The organism is Kineococcus endophyticus (assembly GCF_040796495.1).
Lineage (GTDB): Bacteria > Actinomycetota > Actinomycetes > Actinomycetales > Kineococcaceae > Kineococcus > Kineococcus endophyticus.
The window spans coordinates 64,466-81,409 of sequence record NZ_JBFNQN010000016.1 but is presented as its reverse complement, the minus strand read 5'-3'; the positions used below and the strand labels follow the sequence as shown (position 1 = coordinate 81,409).

17 protein-coding genes are annotated in these 16,944 nt (G+C 75.3%); 14 read left to right on the top strand and 3 right to left on the bottom strand.

Features of this window, described 5'->3' with window-relative positions:
• Positions 1 to 2: 2 nt before the first annotated feature.
• From AB1207_RS24510 to AB1207_RS20960, 7 genes are read left to right on the top strand one after another with little or no spacing between them, the layout of a single operon-like run.
• Positions 3 to 1,232, top strand: a complete 1,230-nt coding sequence (locus AB1207_RS24510) for a thioesterase domain-containing protein (RefSeq protein ID WP_437179000.1) — start codon at positions 3 to 5, stop codon at positions 1,230 to 1,232.
• Complete coding sequence (locus AB1207_RS20985) at positions 1,229 to 1,420, top strand: MbtH family protein (protein ID WP_367640490.1); 192 nt, start codon at positions 1,229 to 1,231, stop codon at positions 1,418 to 1,420. The genes AB1207_RS24510 and AB1207_RS20985 overlap by 4 nt, the downstream gene beginning before the upstream one ends.
• The gene (gene entS, locus AB1207_RS20980) at positions 1,417 to 2,748 is read left to right on the top strand and encodes an enterobactin transporter EntS (RefSeq protein ID WP_367640489.1); all 1,332 of its coding nucleotides are present in this window, start codon (positions 1,417 to 1,419) and stop codon (positions 2,746 to 2,748) included. The genes AB1207_RS20985 and entS overlap by 4 nt, the downstream gene beginning before the upstream one ends.
• A complete protein-coding gene (locus AB1207_RS20975) occupies positions 2,745 to 3,605 on the top strand; it encodes a siderophore-interacting protein (protein ID WP_367640487.1) in 861 nt (286 codons plus the stop codon). The genes entS and AB1207_RS20975 overlap by 4 nt, the downstream gene beginning before the upstream one ends.
• Positions 3,595 to 4,620 (top strand): FecCD family ABC transporter permease, encoded by a 1,026-nt coding sequence (locus tag AB1207_RS20970; RefSeq protein ID WP_367640486.1) that lies wholly within the window; start codon positions 3,595 to 3,597, stop codon positions 4,618 to 4,620. Before AB1207_RS20975 ends, AB1207_RS20970 begins: the two co-directional genes overlap by 11 nt.
• Positions 4,617 to 5,648, top strand: a complete 1,032-nt coding sequence (locus tag AB1207_RS20965; protein ID WP_367640484.1) for a FecCD family ABC transporter permease — start codon at positions 4,617 to 4,619, stop codon at positions 5,646 to 5,648. The genes AB1207_RS20970 and AB1207_RS20965 overlap by 4 nt, the downstream gene beginning before the upstream one ends.
• Before the next feature lie 42 nt (positions 5,649 to 5,690).
• Entirely contained in the window at positions 5,691 to 5,879 is a 189-nt protein-coding gene (locus AB1207_RS20960; RefSeq protein ID WP_367640482.1) for a hypothetical protein, read from the top strand.
• 3 nt (positions 5,880 to 5,882) lie between these two features.
• Here AB1207_RS20960 and AB1207_RS20955 read toward each other — a convergent pair whose 3' ends face one another.
• Positions 5,883 to 6,449 carry a hypothetical protein gene (locus AB1207_RS20955; RefSeq protein WP_367640481.1) on the bottom strand — a complete coding sequence of 189 codons (567 nt, stop codon included), beginning with the start codon at positions 6,447 to 6,449 and terminating at the stop codon, positions 5,883 to 5,885.
• A 75-nt stretch (positions 6,450 to 6,524) separates the two neighbouring features.
• Between AB1207_RS20955 and AB1207_RS20950 the strand changes: the two genes are divergently transcribed.
• The 4 genes from AB1207_RS20950 to AB1207_RS20935 all read left to right on the top strand — a co-directional run bounded on the left by AB1207_RS20950 (position 6,525) and on the right by AB1207_RS20935 (position 9,672).
• Complete coding sequence (locus AB1207_RS20950) at positions 6,525 to 6,962, top strand: PPOX class F420-dependent oxidoreductase (RefSeq protein WP_367640479.1); 438 nt, start codon at positions 6,525 to 6,527, stop codon at positions 6,960 to 6,962.
• Between the two features lie 22 nt (positions 6,963 to 6,984).
• The gene (locus AB1207_RS20945) at positions 6,985 to 7,602 is read left to right on the top strand and encodes a CG0192-related protein (protein WP_367640478.1); all 618 of its coding nucleotides are present in this window, start codon (positions 6,985 to 6,987) and stop codon (positions 7,600 to 7,602) included.
• A 272-nt stretch (positions 7,603 to 7,874) separates the two neighbouring features.
• Positions 7,875 to 8,819, top strand: a complete 945-nt coding sequence (locus AB1207_RS20940) for a carbohydrate kinase family protein (protein ID WP_367640476.1) — start codon at positions 7,875 to 7,877, stop codon at positions 8,817 to 8,819.
• A 22-nt stretch (positions 8,820 to 8,841) separates the two neighbouring features.
• Positions 8,842 to 9,672 carry an SDR family oxidoreductase gene (locus AB1207_RS20935; RefSeq protein ID WP_367640475.1) on the top strand — a complete coding sequence of 277 codons (831 nt, stop codon included), beginning with the start codon at positions 8,842 to 8,844 and terminating at the stop codon, positions 9,670 to 9,672.
• Here the strand turns inward: AB1207_RS20935 and AB1207_RS20930 are convergent.
• Positions 9,659 to 11,281: a tetratricopeptide repeat-containing diguanylate cyclase gene (locus AB1207_RS20930; protein ID WP_367640474.1), complete on the bottom strand. Its 1,623-nt coding sequence runs from the start codon at positions 11,279 to 11,281 to the stop codon at positions 9,659 to 9,661. The genes AB1207_RS20935 and AB1207_RS20930 overlap by 14 nt on opposite strands.
• 72 nt (positions 11,282 to 11,353) lie before the next feature.
• Here AB1207_RS20930 and AB1207_RS20925 point away from each other — a divergent pair, with 72 nt between their 5' ends.
• Both AB1207_RS20925 and AB1207_RS20920 read left to right on the top strand, forming a co-directional pair.
• Positions 11,354 to 13,018 carry a P-loop domain-containing protein gene (locus AB1207_RS20925; protein ID WP_367640472.1) on the top strand — a complete coding sequence of 555 codons (1,665 nt, stop codon included), beginning with the start codon at positions 11,354 to 11,356 and terminating at the stop codon, positions 13,016 to 13,018.
• A 79-nt stretch (positions 13,019 to 13,097) separates the two neighbouring features.
• A complete protein-coding gene (locus AB1207_RS20920; RefSeq protein ID WP_367640470.1) occupies positions 13,098 to 15,311 on the top strand; it encodes a putative bifunctional diguanylate cyclase/phosphodiesterase in 2,214 nt (737 codons plus the stop codon).
• 34 nt (positions 15,312 to 15,345) lie between these two features.
• Here AB1207_RS20920 and mscL read toward each other — a convergent pair whose 3' ends face one another.
• Positions 15,346 to 15,783 (bottom strand): large conductance mechanosensitive channel protein MscL, encoded by a 438-nt coding sequence (gene mscL / locus AB1207_RS20915; protein WP_367640469.1) that lies wholly within the window; start codon positions 15,781 to 15,783, stop codon positions 15,346 to 15,348.
• A 47-nt stretch (positions 15,784 to 15,830) separates the two neighbouring features.
• On the opposite strand from mscL, the gene AB1207_RS20910 reads away from it, so the two are divergent.
• Positions 15,831 to 16,940, top strand: coding sequence for a lycopene cyclase family protein (locus AB1207_RS20910; protein ID WP_367640468.1), 1,110 nt, complete (start codon positions 15,831 to 15,833; stop codon positions 16,938 to 16,940).
• The last annotated feature ends 4 nt before the right edge of the window (positions 16,941 to 16,944 follow it).

Sequence of the window (16,944 nt, the reverse complement as noted above, 5' to 3'; positions counted from 1 at the left end):
ACATGGTCCCGGCCGCGCTCGTCGTCGTCGACGACCTGCCGCTGACCGTGAACTCCAAGCTCGACGTCGCCGCCCTGCCCGTCCCGGACCTCACCGCCACGGGCCGCGCGCCCCGCACGGCCGAGGAGGAGACCGTCTGCGCCGCGTTCGCGGAGGTGCTCGGCCTGCCGCGGTTCGGGGCGGACGACGACTTCCACACCGCGGGCGGGCACTCGCTGCTGGCGATGCGCCTCGCGGCGCTGCTGACCGACCGGCTCGGAACCCGGGTGGGGGTGGCCGCCGTCCTGGCGAACCCCACCCCCGCCGGCCTGCTCGACGCGCTGCACCGGCCGCAGGCGGACCCGTGGGGACCGTTGCTGCCGCTGGGCGGCCAGGACACCGCGCGGGGCACCGTCGTCTGCGTCCCGCCGCTCCTGGGGCTCGGCTGGACGTTCGCCGCCCTGGCGTCGCGACTGCCCGGGGCGCAACGGGTCCTCGCGTTGCAGTCGCCCGCGTTGGCCGCCGACCCCGCCGAGGTCGCGGCCCTGCCGACGACGCTCGACGGGCTCGCCGACCTGCTCGTCCCCCACGTCCTGGCCGGTACCGCGGGCGAGCCCGTGCACCTCGTCGGGTTCTCCTTCGGCGCCCACCTCGCGCACGTCCTCGCCTCGCGACTGGAGGAGCGGGGCGTCGACCTCGCCTCCCTCACGCTGCTGGACCCGGGAGCCCCCGGCGGCGTGTTGCCCGTGGGCGTCGAGGTGCCCGACCCGGTGGGCGCCGACCAGGAGGCAATGGAGTACCTGCTGACGCTGTCCCTGCGGGAGCGGCCCGACTGGCTCACCCCGCCCCACGACCCCGACGACGTGCTGGCGTTCCTCGCCGAAGGCAGTGGGGTGCTGGCCGGGTTCGGGCGTCCCGAACTCGACCGGATCGTGCGCTCCGCCGTGCACTCCGCGTCGGTCCTCGGCACCGCGGAGCCGCGCCCCGTCGCCGCTCCCGTCCTGCTGGTGGCGAGCACGGCACCCGGCCACCGCACCGGCCGGGTGCCCACGACCGCCGACCTCGAGGCCGAACGCGATGCGTGGCAACCGTTCTGCCGACGGCCCGTCGAGCTGCGCACGGTGGACGTGGTCCACACCGCGATCACCTCACCCGCGGGGTCCGACCAGGTCGCCCGCCTCCTCACCCCGTTCACCACCGCCGCCCTCGCCGGGCGCACCGACCACCCCCGCAGCACCCAGGAGACGCGATGAACCCGTTCGACAACCCCGACGCCGACTTCCGCGTGCTCGTCAACGAGGCCGGCCAGCACAGCCTGTGGCCCGTGTTCGCCGAGGTCCCCGCCGGGTGGACGGTCGTGCACGGCCCGGTGCGCCGGGACGCGGCGCTCACCTACGTCGACGAGCACTGGACCGACATCACCCCGAGAACCCCCGCGTGAGCCGCTTCCTCGACTTGTCCGGGTGGGCCGTCGACCTCACCCCGCTGCGGGAGAGCAGGCAGTTCCGCCTGCTGTTCACCGGCCGCCTCGTCTCGGTGTTCGGGCTGGGGATGCTGGCCGTCGTGCTCTCGGTGCAGGCCTACGACCTCACCGGGTCGTCCCTGCAGGTGGCCGCCGTCAACACCGTCCTCGGGGTCGCGACCCTCGCCGGGTCCCTCGCGGGAGGTGTGCTGGCCGACCGGGTGGACCGCCGGCGGGTCGTCCTCGTCAGCCGGGCGCTCGCCGTCGTCGGGTTCGTCGTGCTCGCGCTCAACGCCACCGCCGACCACCCGTCGGTCGCCGTCCTCTACGTGTTCGCCGTCTGGGACGGCGCCACGGGGGCGGTGGGCGCCACCGCCTTCGGGGCGGCCGTGCCGGCCGTCGTGCCGCCGTCGATGCTGCCCGCCACGGGAGCGCTCATGGCGCTCTGCCTCGACCTGGGCTCGGTCGCCGCGCCCCTCGTCGCGGGGTTCGTCACCGGGGCCGGGGGGCCGGCCGCCGTGTACTGGTCCGTCGTCGTCGTGAGCGCCGTGTCCTGGCTCGTCCTGTTCCGCCTCGACCCCGTGGTGCCGGCGCGGTCCGCGCCGGACGCCGGTCCCCGCCGGTCCGCCGCGGGGCGGGCGGTGGCGGACCTGCGGGAGGGTTTCGCGTTCGCGCGCGCCGACCGCGTCGTCGGTGCGGTCCTGCTCATCGGCTTCCTGCAGATCTTCTTCGCCTCCCCGCACGTGCTGGTGCCGGAGTTCGTGGGCGACGACCTCGGCGGCGGCCCCGAGGCGGTCGGGCTCGTGTACGCCGCGCCCGCGGCGGGCGCCCTGGTCGCCGGGATCTGCAGCGGGTGGATCCCGCGCGTACGGCGCACCGGGGTCCTGCTCGTCGTCGTCCCCGCGGTGTCCGCGCTGGCCGTGGCCGCCTTCGGCCTGGCCCCCGGGGTGTGGTTCGCCGTCGTCGCCATGACGGTCGTCGGGATCACCGACGTGGTCGGGGAGGTCCTCCGGTTCACGGTCCTGGCCGAACGCACCCCGGACCGGTTGCGCGGCCGGGTGCAGAGCATCTGGTCGGCCCAGGTGACGGTGGGCGACACCCTCGGCGGGCCGCTGCTCGCGGTGGGTGCCCGGGCGCTGGGGACGTCCCCCGTCATCGCCGTCGGCGGCGTGTTCGCGGCCGTCGCCACGCTGGCCCTGCTGCTGACCCGGCCGGAGCTGCGCCGGCACGTCTCGGGTCTGGACCCGTCCGAGAACCCGCCCGAGAACCCGTCTGAAACCCTCGAGAACTTCCAGGAGTCCCGGTGAGCACCCCCACGACCGTGTCCGGTTTCACGGCCGACGTCGAGAACGAGCGGACCGCCCAGTTCTGGTTCGACCTCGTCCCCCGCGTCCTGGAGGTGCACGGGGTGACGCGCCTGGCCGCGCGGATGGTCCGCGTCCGGTTCACGGGCGAGGACCTGCACGGGTTCCCGACCGTCGCGCCAGAGGACCACCTCAAGCTGTTCTTCGACCGGGCCGCCGACGGTTCCCCGAACGTCCCGGTCGTGGGGGAGGACGGGCGCTGGAACTCCGGCGCGCACGTGCACCGCGACTACACCGTCCGCGCCTTCGACCCCTCGGGTCCGTTCCTCGACGTCGACTTCGTGCTGCACGACCACGGCGTCGCCGGCCGTTGGGCCGGCGCGGCCCGACCCGGGGACCGGATCGCCGCCCTCGGACCGCGCGGGGCGTTCCTCGTCAAGGACGTCGCCGACTGGTACGTCTTCGCCGCGGACGAGACCGCGTTGCCCGCGCTGGCCCGGTGGGTGGAGGGGTTGCGCCCCGGAGTTCCGGTGACGGCGTTCGTCGAGGTGAGCGACGCCGCCGACGAGATCCCCCTGGCGTCGGCCGCGGACCTCGACCTGCACTGGCTCCACCGCGGCGCCGCCCCCGCCGGGACGACGACCCTGCTCGTCGACGCGTTGCGGGCCGCGGAACTGCCCGCCGGAACGGGGTACGTGTGGGTCGCCGGCGAGGCGATCTCGATCAAACCCGCCCGCCGGTACCTCTCGCGCGACCTCCGGCTGGACCGCGACTCCTACGACGTCGACGGCTACTGGCGGCGCGGTACGCGCAACCACGACCACCACGAGGACGAGCCGGGGGACTCGCATGACGAGTGACCTGCTGCAGCGCGTCGCCCCGGTGGCCGCGCGACCCCGGCTGGTCCCCGCGGTCGGTGTCCTCGCCGCGGTGCTGGTGCTGGCGGCCGGGGCCAGTCTGCTCGTGGGGTCGCGGCCGCTCCCCGTGTCGGACGTCTGGAACTCGTTGCGGGGGAACGGGGAACCCGCGGTCGACGCCGTGGTGCGGGGGTTGCGGGTTCCCCGCACCGTCCTCGCCGTCGTCGTCGGGGCCGCGCTGGGGCTCGCCGGGGCGCTGACGCAGGCCCTGACGCGCAACCCCCTGGCCGACCCCGGACTCGTCGGGGTCAACGCCGGGGCGTCCCTGGGCGTCGTCGTGGCGATGGCGTACCTGGGGGTGCGGTCGCCGGCGGGCTACGTCTGGTGCGGGGTGCTCGGCGCCGTGGTCGTCGGGGCGGTCGTCCTGGGGCTGACGAGCCGGGTCCGGTCGCTGGAACCCGTGACGACGCTCGTGCTCACCGGGTCCGTCGTCTCGGCTCTCCTCGGGGCGGCGACGACGGTCGTCCTGCTGCTGCACGAGGACTCCCTGCGCTCGTTCCAGTTCTGGAGCGCCGGCACGCTCGCAGCGCGCGACCTCGGTGTCCTGACCGGCATCGCCCCCGTCCTCGTCCTCGGGGTGCTGGCCGCCGCCGTCACGGCCCCCGCGCTGTCCTCCCTGGAACTCGGGGACGACCTCGCCGCCGCGCTCGGCCGCCGCGTCCGGCGGGACCGGGCCGTGGGGCTGGCCGCCGTCGTCCTGCTCGCCGCGGCGGCGACCGCGGCCGCCGGAACCCTCGGGTTCCTGGGACTGCTCGCCCCGCACCTGGCCCGGTTCCTCGCCGCCGCCCGGCCGGTCGCGACGCTCGCGCTGTCGGCGCTGACCGGGGCGGTGCTGCTCACCGTCGCGGACGTCGCGGGCCGAGTGCTGCTCAGCAGTTCCGAACTCCCCGTCGGGATCGTGCTCGCCGTCCTCGGTGCGCCCGTGTTCGTCGCGCTCGCGCGCAGGCTCGACCGGTGAGCGCGCCGGTGCTCGCGCCGCCGCCGGTCCGTCCGCGAGGGCGGTCGGCCCTCCGGTTGGTCGTCTGGGTCGTCCTGCTGGTCGCGGTGCTCGTGGGGTGCGTCGCGGCGATCGCCCTCGGGGAGCGGGTGCTCGCGCCCGCCGACGTCCTCGCCGCCCTCACGGGTTCGGCGTCGCCCGGCCTGGAGTTCCTCGTCCTCGAGCTGCGCGCGCCGCGAGCCGTCACGGCCGTCCTCGTCGGTGCCGCCCTCGGGGCCTCCGGAGCCGTGACGCAGTCGTTGCTGCGCAACCCGTTGGCGAGCCCGGACATCGTCGGGGTCACCGCTGGGGCCTCGTGCGCCGTCGTGGTGGGACTGCTCGGCGTCGGCGGCCTCGGGGGTGCGGTCGCCGCGGCGGGTCCCGTCGCCGCGGCCGCGGTGGGCGCTGCAGCCGCCGCCGCGGTCGTGCTGCTGCTGGCGTGGAAGGACGGGATCACGGCCCGTCGCGTCGTCCTCGTCGGGCTCGGCGTCAACGCCGGTCTCGGCGCCGCGACGTCCTGGACGCTGCTGCGCGCCGACCTGCCCGACCTCGGTCAGGCGCTGCGCTGGCTCACGGGATCCCTCAACGACGTCGACCCCGACCGGTTGCCGACCGTCGCCGCCGTCGTGGGGGTCGCGCTGGTCCTGCTCGCGGCGTCGGCGCGGACCCTCGACGTGCTCCGCCTGGACGACGTGACGGCCGCAGCCCTGGGCGTGCGGGTCGGGCGGGCGCGGGTGCTCCTGCTGGCGTTGGCCGTCGTGCTCGCGGCCGCCGCGACGGCCGTCGCCGGGCCGGTGGGGTTCGTCGCCTTCGCGGCCCCGCAGCTTGCTCAGGTGGTGTTCCGGACGGCCGGGCCACCCGTCGGGGGAGCGACCGTCGTCGGCGCGCTCGCCGTCCTCCTCGCCGACCTGGTGGCACGCACCGCGTTCCCGCAACCGGTGCCGGTCGGGCTTGTCACCGCGGCGGCGGGCGCACCGCTGCTCCTGTGGTTGCTGGTGCGCAACCGGTGAGAACGGCTCCGGCCGACCGGCCGGGAGTGCCACGATCAGGACGTGACCGAGAACTCCCCCCAGCGCCGATCGCCCCTTGCCCTGCGCGTGCTGCGCCGGGTGTGGGGGGTGGTCTCGCTCGTCGTGGCCGATCGCCGGAAACCCCCGCGGATGCCGCTGGGGAACTTCGTCCCGAACAGCGACGGCGACGGCGGCCGGGTCATCTCCAGCGGGCACCCGGGCGGGCACTGACGTTCAGGACGGTCGGGCCGGGACGAGCCAGACGTCGACGGCGAGCTGCTCGGGCGGAACGTCCACCAGCCGCTCTGCCACCGGTGGCGTGACGAGGGTGAACCAGGCCAGCTCCAGGTCCGACCCGTCCTCCTGGACCTCGCTGCCGAAGGCGACGAGAAGCCCGTCCGGAACGTCGTCGCTGACGAGGAAGTCCATCGCGGCGCGCCCCTCGTTCGCCGGGGGGCGAGGCAGGCGGGGCTCGCGGGCGCGGGTCCGCGTCAGTCGGCGCAGCGTCCGCGGGGTGGGTGCGGTCTGCACGTAGGCCGCCACGATCTCCGTGCCCGTCCACTGACCGACGACCGTCACCACCTCCGCCGGTGCGGCCGTCGAGTCCGCAGGGAGCCGGATCGGGACGCCGGCGCCGACGGGTTCGCCGGCCTTCGGGCCGTCGTCGTCACCCAACGGCAGGAGCAGCACGGTCCCGCCGTCGTCCTGCAGCGCGCCGTCGACGTCGACGAGGTCACCGGGGCGCAGCACGAACTTGTGCAGGCGGGCCAGGGGGAGACCGGTCACGGCGGTGTCGGACACCCGGCCCAGTGCAGCAGCGGCGAGCCGTCGTGTCGAGGGCGGAAGAAACCCGGGACGGCCGGGGCTTGCACCCCCATGGCAGACGTCACGACGGAGAACGCCCTCCTGGACCTCGTCGGCTCGACCCGCAACAGCGTCCTCGCGACGCTCAAGCGCGACGGCCGACCGCAGCTGTCCAACGTCACCCACCACTACGACCCCGTCCGCCGGCTCGTCCGGATCTCGGTGACCGCCGACCGCGCCAAGGCGCGCAACCTCGAACGCGACCCGCGGGCCAGCCTGCACGTCACCAGCGACGACTTCTGGAGCTGGGTCGTCGTCGAGGGGGACGCGAGCCTGTCCGCCGTCGCGCAGCGCGAGGACGACGAGGCCGTCGAGGAACTCGTCGACCTGTACCGGGCGCTCGCAGGCGAGCACCCGGACTGGGACGACTACCGCCGGGCGATGGTGCGGGACCGGCGCCGGGTGGTGCGCCTGCCCGTCGGCCGGGTCTACGGCCAACTCCCCGCGTGAGTCCCGCGAGTAGGTTCGGGCCATGGCCGTCATCCACCGCGCGACGCTGACCCCCACCAAGCGCGAGGCGGTCGTCGCCTGGCTGCCGTCGCAGCCCTGGGCGCCCGCGTCCGAGGGGGAGGCCGTCGTCGTGGGGCGGTTCCGGTTCGACGACCCGGCCGGTGAGGTGGGGGTCGAGACGCTCCTCGTCCGCACGGGCGACGGGACGGTCCTGACCGTCCCGCTGACCTACCGCGGTGCGCCCCTGGCCGGGGCCGAGGAGTTCCTCGTGACGGAGATGGACCACTCCGTGCTGGGGCGGCGGTGGGTGTACGACGCCGTCGGCGACCCCGTCTGGGCGGACACGACGCGCCGCGCCATCGCCACGGGCGGGCACGAGGCCGACCTCCGGACGGCCGTCGACGGGCGCTTCGAGCCCAGGACGAAGGAGGGGTTCGCCCAGGGCAGCGGGTCCGCGGCCGACTCCCCGTCCGTCACCGACGTCAGGGTCGGTACCGAGGGCACGGTGACGACGGTCGACACCGGCCACGGTCGCCTGCTCGTCCTGCGGGTGCTCGGAGGAGAGGTGCCCGCGGGGGAGACGCTGACGGCCAGCTGGGACGGCGCGGACCCGGCCGTCGTGGTCGTCCTCGCCCCCTGACCCCTCCGGCCCGCCTCGACGGTGAGTCACCCCGCCTCGCGCACCGTCACGTCCGGCGCGCAGGGGGTCGGGATCGTTGTGACGAAGGGCCGAACCTATGAGCCCGTCGTGACGACGAGCCCCACCCCGCACGGCCCGTCGTCCACAGGGGAGGGGCGGCTGTCCACAGGCGTGCACGGGTGAGCAGCCGGTTGCGCGGGGCGTGGCCGACCTCGGAGACTGCGTGATCACGCGCGGTCGTCGGGGACCGTCGGGGACGGGAGGAACGTTCGATGCCGCAGGTCGTCTCCTTCGGGGCGCACATCGCCGACGCGCTCGGCTGGCCGTTCACCCAGGTCCCGCCGGGGCAGCAGCTCGCGATCCTCGAGCAGATCCGCTTCACGGTGGCCGGGACCGCGGCGGCGCCGTCGGTGAACCTCGCCAAGCTCGGGGTGGACGTCGCGACGGTGGGACGGGTCGGCGCGGACACCATCGGTGAGTTCGTCCGCACCACGATGACCGGCTACGGCGTCGACGTCTCCCACCTCGTCACCGACCCCGAGCTGCAGACGTCGGCGAGCCTGCTGCCGATCCGCGCGGACGGGTCCCGCCCGGCGCTGCACGTCATCGGCGCGAACGCGGGGCTGCGCGAGGAGGACGTCCCGTGGGACGTGGTGGCCCGGGCGCAGGTGTTCCACCTCGGCGGGCTCTTCGTCCTGCCCGGCGTCGACGGCGAACCGGCCGGCCGCATCCTGCGCCGCGCGAAGGAGCTGGGGCTGACGACGACGGTCGACCTCCTGGCCAGCCCCCGCCCCGACGCGCAGGAACTGCTCGCCCCGGTGCTGCCGCACACCGACTACCTCCTGCCCAACGTGGAGGAGGCCGGCTGGATCACCGGCCAGGACGCCCACGACGACATCGCCGCGTGGTTCCACGACCGCGGGGTCGGCACGACGCTGCTGACGCTCGGCGGCGAGGGCGTCCACGTGGCCCGGCGCGGGGAACCGGGGACGGTCCTGCCCGCGTACGCCGTCGACGTGGTCGACAGCACCGGCTGCGGCGACGCACTCACGGCGGGTTTCGTGTCCGGGCTGCTCGACGGCCTCGACCTGCACGCGGCCGCCGAACGGGGCCTGGCCTGCGGCAGCCTCGTCGCGACGGGGCTGGGCTCGGACGCCGGGATCCTCGACCTCGCGCAGGTGCAGGAGTTCGCGCGCACCACACCCCGCGCCGTGTGAGCCGCGGTGGGAGGGTGGCCCCATGGGACTCATCGCCGTCACCGGCGCCACCGGCCAGGTCGGGGGCCGGGTGGCCCGCGGGCTGTCCGCCGCCGGCGCCCCGCAGCGCCTCGTGGTCCGGGACCCGCGCCGCGCCCCCGACCTCGACGGCGCCGACGTGCGGGTCGCGACGTACGACGACGGCGAGGCGCTGCGCCACGCGTTCGACGGCGCCGACGTCCTGCTGTTCGTCTCCGGCGCCGAGCACGCCGACCGCCTCGACCAGCACCGCACGGTCGTCGAGGCGGCCGCCGCGGCCGGGGTGCGGCGCGTCGTCTACACCTCGTTCCTCGGCGCGTCCCCCACGAGCACCTTCACCTTCGCCCGCGACCACGCGGCGACGGAGGACTTGCTGACCGCCGCGCGGTTCACCACGACGTTCCTGCGCGACAACTTCTACCTCGACGTCCTGCCGGAGTTCGTCGGCGACGGCGCCCTGCGCGGTCCGGCCGGCACCGGCCGGGTCTCGGCGGTAGCGCGCGCGGACGTCGCGGAGGTGGCCCTGGCCGCCGTGCTCGACGAGGCGCACGGTGGGCGCAGCTACGACCTCACCGGGCCGCAGGCCCTCTCGTTCGCAGAGGTGGCCGCGACCATCGCGCGGGTCCGCGGGATCCCGGTCGAGTTCGTCGACGAGACCGTCGAGGAGGCCTACGCCTCCCGTGCCGGGTCCGGTGCCCCGCGGTGGATGGTCGACGGCTGGGTCAGCACGTACACGGCGATCGCGGCCGGGGAACTCGCCTCCGTCAGCGACGCCGTCCGGACGGTCACGGGCCGGGAACCGCGCAGCCTCGAGGACGTCCTCAGCAGCGGCTGAGCGGGCGCGCGACGACGCGGTTGCGACCGGCCGCCTTGGCGGCGTAGAGCAGCTGGTCGGCCTGGCGCAGGAGTTCGGTGCCGCTGCCGGGGTCCGGGCGGACGGCGACGACCGCGCCGAGGGAGACGGTCACGTGCAGCCCGTCCGCGGTCTGACCCCAGTCGGCCTGCTCCACCTTGCGCCGCACCCGGTCCAGCCGCCGTCGCACCCCGTCGACGAGGCCGCCGGAGGACGCGGAGCCCCGCAGCACGCAGACGAGCGCGAACTCCTCCCCGCCGATGCGGGCGAGCAGGTCCTGCTGCCGGACGTCCTCGCGCAGCAGTGCGCCGAGCCGGCGCAGCACCTCGTCGCCGACGCCGTGGCCGAACGTGTCGTTGACGACCTTGAAGTGGTCGACGTCCAGGAGGCAGACGCACACGCGGTCGCCGTCGCCCGCCCCGGCCAGCAGAGCGGGCAGCGCCGCGTCGAAGGACCGGCGGTTGCGCAGTCCCGTCAGCGTGTCCTCGTGCGCCTGCCGGTCCAGCGTCTCGGCGTGCGAGCGCAACTGCTGCAGTTCCACGGTCTGCGTCAGCAACCGGGCGCGGACCTCGGCGGTCTCGGTGCGCTGCCGGGTCTCGAGCTCGTGGAACCGGCGGTAGGCCTCCAGCGCGCCGCGGAAGTCGCCGAGCTCCTCGTGGCAGCGGGCCAGGAGTTCCTGGGCGCGGACGAGGACGGTCGCGTCGTTGAGTTCGTCCGCGGTCCGCGCGACCTCGTCGAACAACGGTGCTGCGGCCGCGAAGTCCTTGCGGCGCAGCGCGTCCATCGCGTACGCCTCGAGGACGCCGAGTTCCAGGCTCCGGTAGCCGTGGGCGCGGGACAGTTCCCGGGAGGCCTCCAGGTCGCGGGTCGCGGGGACGGGGTCGTCGAGGTAGGTGGTGAGGCTGCCGCGGTTGAGCAACGTCAGGGCCTGCCGGTAGGGGTTCCCCACCTCCTCGGCCAGGACCAGCGATTCGCACGACCGCTCGACCCCGCGCCGCAGGTCCTCGGCCGGGACGAGGCCCCCCGAGTACGCACGGTTCAGGACGAGGTCGGCGGTGTTCGTCAGTAGGCAGAACCGCGTCTCGCTCGAGACGTCCTGACCGGACAGTTCCCGCGTGGCCCGCTCGAACAGTTCCCCGGCGTCGTCGAAGTCGCCCATCGCGGAGCGGATCGTCCCGGCCCGGTTGAACGTGGCCGAGCGCAGGTCGGGATCGACGAGCGTCACGACGCGGGCGGTGCTGCGCTCGATCGCGTCGAGCGCCTCGTCGAACAGCGCGAGCTGCAGGTAGGAGAACGCGAGCAGGTTCAGGGCCTCGACCTGGCCGGGCACGTCCCCGACGCGGTCGGCGACGACGAAGGCCTCCGCGCCCGCGCGCGCCGCGTCCTCGAGGTCCCCCAGGCGGACGGCCTGGTTGCAGACGAGGCGCAACGCCTCGGCGAGCGCGCAGTCGTCGCCCTCGGCCGTGGCCCGCACGACGACGTGCTCGGCGATGCGCCGCCCCTCGCGGTACTCCCCGCGGGTGCGCGCCTCCTCGGAACGGCGCAACAGGGTGGCGGTGTCCTCGCCCCCGTCGACCGTCACGTCCGTCATCGTCTGAGCATCGGTACCCGAGGCCAGGACTTGACGTGGGCCACCCGGACGGACGCTGCGTAGGGTGCCCCGGTGGCCGGACCTCGCGACACCCTCCAGGACACCCTGGAACGCCTCGACGGAGCGCCGTACGCCCGGTACCGGACGCTGACCGGCCGACCCTGGCCGCTGCGGGACGGCGCGACGGCGACCCTGCGGCACGGCCAGGCCGATCCCTTCGCCCCGCCCTCGCGGTGGGAGGTCCACTGCCCGCGGACGCCGTTCGCGGGCCTCGGCCTCGTCTCCCCGGTCCGCCGCCGGGCCCTCGCCTCGTTCCTCGCTCGCTCCGCCCGCGCGGCCCGGGGGCCGTTCCGCGTGGACGCCGGAGGGCAGGAGGTGGTGCAGCGCAGCAGCTGCGAGGTGGCCGCGGACGGGTCCGTCGTCCTGCGGTTCGCCTACCCGCTGCCCGGGCCGCGGCGCCGCATCGACGGGCGCAGCGCCGCCGCGGACCTCGCCGGGACGTTGCCCGACGTCGTCGCGCGTCACGTCCTCGGGGTGGACCTCGACACGGCCCGCGCGTTCTGCGACGCCGTCGAGGACGCCGACCACCTGCGGTCGCAGCTGCCGGGGCTGGGGCTCGTCGCGTTCGTGGCGGACGGCGCGGTCCTGCCGCGGGCCAGCGGCGTCGACGACCGTCCCCTGCCCGGGGCCGTCCCGTTCTCCTCCCCGCCGTCCCTGCGCGTGGAGGTCGACCTGCCCCACCGCGGCCGGACCGCGGGCACGGGCCTGCCGAGGGGCGTGACCGTCCTCGTCGGCGGGGGTTTCCACGGCAAGTCCACGCTGCTGCGCGCGCTGGAGGCCGGGGTCCACGACCACGTGCCCGGCGACGGCCGTGAACTCGTCGTCACCGACCCCGGGGCCGTCGCGGTCCGCGCGGAGGACGGCCGGGCCGTGACCCGCGTCGACGTCGGCGCGTTCGTCAGCGGGCTGCCCGGTGGCGTCGACCCGCGGGACTTCTCCACGGCCGACGCGTCCGGGTCGACGTCCCAGGCCGCCGCGACGCTGGAGGCGCTGGAGACCGGCTCGCGCGTGCTGCTGCTCGACGAGGACACGGCCGCGACGAACCTCATGGTCCGCGACGCCCGCATGCAGGAGCTCGTGGCGAAGGCGTCCGAACCGCTGAACCCCTTCGTCGACCTCGTCCGGTCCCTCGCCGACGACCACGGGGTGTCGACCGTGCTCGTCGTGGGCTCCAGCGGCGACTACCTCGACGTCGCCGACCGCGTCCTGCTGCTGGAGTCCTACCGCTGCAGCGACGTCACCGGACGGGCCCGCGAGGTCGCCGCCCGCCCCACGGGCCGGGTCGCCGAGGCGGGCACGTTCCCGCCCGTGCGGGGCCGCGTCCCGGACCCGCGCAGCGTCGACACCACCGCCCGCGGACGCCGGCGCGTGTCCGCCGTCGGCACCGACACCCTGCGCCTGGGGGAGCAGGACGTCGACGTGCGGGCCGTCCGGCAGTTCACCGACCCGGGGCAGGTGACGGGTGCCGGTCTCGCGCTCGACCACGCCGTCGCGGCCGGCCACCTCGACGGTCAGCGGTCGCTGGCGGAGGTGCTCGACCGGCTCGACGTGGACCTGGCCGGCCCCACGGCGCAGTGGACGGACGGTGCGCCCGCGGACGTCGCGGTCCCGCGTCGGCACGAGGTGGCGGCGGCGCTGAACCGGCTGCGGACCCTGCGCGTGCTCCACCTGCGCTGAACCCCCGCGGGGCGGGAGAGCGCATCCCCGACCCGAACGGCGCAGCCAGTCGGGGCCTGCGGCGGCCGATGCCTCGTGGGTGAACCCCCGTCACACCTCGGTCGCCGCGCGCGTCGTCGCGGCCGCCGCCGTGCTGACGGTGCTCGCCGCGGTCCTGTCGGGGACGGGGACGGTCCGCCACGTGCTGCTGTGCGTCGCGCAGGCCGCGGCCATCGCCGTGCTGCTGCTCACCGGCCGCCGGGAGGCGTCGGTCTGGCGCTGGTGGGCCGCCGCGGTGGCGGTGCTGTCCGTGGCCCCCGTCGTCGGGGCGGTCACCGACTCCTGGCCGGGCCCCCTGCAGGGCGTGACGGTCGTCGCCGCCTCACCGCTCGTCTACGGTGGGCTCGTGCGGTGGAACCGCTTCCGCACGTACGTCTCCGACCCCGGCGACTGGCTCAACGGCCTCAGCGCCGTCCTGGCCCTGACGGCGGCGGGCCTCGTCGCGCAGCAGTGGTTCGGGATCCTGCCCCCGACCTGGCCGACGCTCGGCGTGCAGGTGTGGATGCTCACGGTGGCCTGCCTGGTCATCCTGCTCGGCACGTGCGCGGCGGTGGCCGTCATCGGCGGCCTGGTCCGGGACCCGCGGATGTGGCTGGTGCTGCTCACCCTCGCCGGCCTCATCGTCCTCAGTGCAGGGCTGCGCGGGCACGGCCTGCACGAGGTGGAGGGGGCCCGGGCCCTCACCGGCTGGACCGCGGCCTGCGTCGCGGTCGCCGTCGCGTCCACGCTGCCCCGCCGCACCACGCCCGTCGCGGCCACCAGCCAGGCCCCCGCGATCGGCGCGCTGGTCGTGCTCGCCGTCGCCGTCGCCGCGCTCGGGCTGAACGACCACGAGGGCGGGTGGGAGGTCTCCTGGTACGCGATCGCGGCGATCCTCGGGATCAGCGTGCGGATGGTGCACCTCGTGCGCGAGCTCGCCCACCTCGCCGAGTCCCGGCAGCAGGCCCTCACCGACGAGCTGACCGGCACGGGCAACCGCCGGGCCCTGCTGCGCGAGCTCGACGTCCTCGTCGACGACGGTCGGTCTGCCGCGCTGCTCCTGCTGGACGTCGACCACTTCAAGGAGGTCAACGACCGGCACGGCCACCACGCCGGCGACGACCTGCTGCGCCGCGTCGTCGCGGCCGCCCGGAAGGCGCTGCCCGCCGACGCCGTGCTGACGCGCATCGGGGGCGACGAGTTCGCCGTCCTGCTGCCGGGCCGCGACGAGTGCCAGGCCGCCCGCATCGGCCGCGCCGTCCACGACGCCGTCGTCACGGACGCCGAGATCGGCATCTCGGTCGGGGTCCGCTCCGGCCTGGCCGGGGCCGTCGACCCGGACCGCCTGCTGCGCCAGGCGGACACCGCCATGTACTCGGCCAAGACGGCCGGCGGTGGCGTCAGCGTCTACGACTCCGAGGTGGACGCGCGGCTGCGCGAACGCGCCGGGCTCGCGGACGAGGTGCGCCGGCTCGTCCGTTCCGGCCACGGCCGGATGGGCCGCGAGGTCGTCCTGCACTACCAGCCGCAGATCGACCTCACGAGCGGTCGCGTCGTCGGCGTGGAGGCCCTCGTCCGCTGGCAGCACCCGACCCGCGGGCTGCTGCCGCCGCTGGTGTTCCTGCCCCTCGTCGAGGAGCTCGGCCTCATGCAGCTGCTCACGGGCCACGTCCTGCGCCGGGCCGCCACCGAGGCCGCGGGCTGGAGCCACGACGGGGTGCCGCTGCGGATCTCGGTCAACGTCTCCGCGAGCTGCCTCGCGCACCCGGAGCTGCTGCCGCTCGTCGACGAGGTGCTGGCGCACAGCGGTCTGACGCCGGGACGCCTCGTGCTGGAGGTCACCGAGACGACGCTCATGGCCGACCCCGACCTCGCGCTGGAGGTCACGCACGCGCTCACGCGGCGGGGTGTGCAGCTGAGCATCGACGACTACGGGACGGGGTACTCCTCGCTCGCGTACCTCACCGACCTGCCCGCCACGGAGCTCAAGCTGGACCGCGCGTTCACGATCCGCGTCCTCAGCGAACCGCGGACCGCGGAGATCGTGGAGGCGACCGTGGCGCTCGCGCACCGCCTCGGCCTGCGCGTCGTCGCGGAGGGCGTCGAGGACGAGGCGACCCGCGCGGTGCTGCACCGCCTCGACGTCGACGAGTCGCAGGGGTACCTGCACGCCCGCCCGCTGCCACCCGCCGACGTCGTGCGCTGGTTGACGACGGTCGCCCAGGGGCGGGTCGTCGCCGCACCGGTTCCGGGACGGGACGCCCTCGACCGCTGAAACCGGTCGAGGGCCGTCCCGGAGCGCCTCGTGACTACTTGGTGTCGAGCGTCGGGGTGGTGCCACCGGTCTGCCGGGCAAGGAGGTCGCGGATCTCGGTGAGCAGGAGGATGTCCTCGGTGGGAGCCTTCGGTTCGGCGACCTGCCCCTTCTTCCGGAGGGCGAGCAGGCGGTTCACGGGGATCACGATGATGAAGTAGACCGCGGCGGCGATGATGAGGAAGTTGAGGACAGCGCCCACGATGGTGCCCACCTGGATGCCGATCGTCTCGCCGTCGATCGTGCGCAGCGGGATCACCCAGGCGCCGTCGAGGTTCGGTGATCCGCCGATGGCCGCGATGATGGGGTTGATGAGCCCCTCGACCACCTTGTTGATGATCCCCGAGAACGCGGCCCCGATGACCACGGCGACCGCGAGGTCGATGACGTTGCCCCGCAGGATGAAGTCCTTGAACCCGTTGACGATCTTCATGGCCCGTCCCTCCGGTGTGTGTGGAAGCCGTGCCGAACACTAGGCCCGTGGATCACGGGGAGGCCAGACTCACCGTGGTCGGGCTCGGCGCGGCCGGGGCCAGCCTCGCCTGGCGCATGGTCGACGCGGGGGTCCCGTTCGAGGTGGTCGAAGCACCCGCCGCGGCCGACGTCCGCAGCCCCGACCGCACGTGGAGCACGTGGGGGCCGGCGGGTCCCGGGCCGTTCGGGGCCCTCGTGGCGGCGTCCTGGCCGCGCATCCGGCTCGTCGCGCCCGACGGGGCCGTCGTGACGGCCGACCTCGGGTCCTGGCGCTACCGCAGCCTGCACTCCGCCGACCTCGACCGCGCGGTCCGGGCGAAGCTCGCCGCGGCGGGGGTCGCTGTGCACGAGCGGGTGCTGGAGGGACGGCCGCCGTCGCCCGCCGTGGACACCCGGCCGGTGCCCGTCCCGACGGACGGCCGGACGCTGCTGTGGCAGCACTTCCTGGGGTACCGCGTGCGCGCGGAACGTCCTGTGTTCGACCCCGCGACGGCCACGCTCATGGACTTCCGGACGCCGCAGCCGGCCGGCGGGGTGGCGTTCGGGTACGTGCTGCCGACGTCGCCGACCGAGGCGCTCGTGGAGTACACGGAGTTCTCCGCGCACCTGCTGACGGACGCGCAGTACCGCGAGCGGCTCGGGGAGTTCCTGCAGCGCAGCGGGACCGGACCGCACGAGGTGCTGTCGGAGGAACGCGGCGTCATCCCCATGACGGACGCGGGGTTCCCCGCCTCCCCCGAACCCGGGGTGCTGCGGTGGGGGGCGAACGCCGGGTCGATCCGGCCGTCCACGGGGTACTCGTTCACGACGCTGCAACGGCAGGCCGACGCGCTGGTGGCGCAGGTCGCGCGGCACGGTCCGCGGGGGCTCACGTTGCCGCCGCCGCACCGGGGGCGGCACCTGCTGATGGACTCCCTCGTCCTGGAGGCGCTGACGTCGGGTCGGATCGACGGTGCGTCGTTCTTCGTGGACCTGTTCCGCCGCAACCCCGTCCACCGGGTGCTGGGTTTCCTCGACGGGACGACGACGCCCGCGGAGGACCTGGCGCTGATGGCCACGTCCCCGCGGGCGGCGATGCTGTCGACCGTGCTGAGCCGGGTGGTCCCCCGGCGCTGACGGC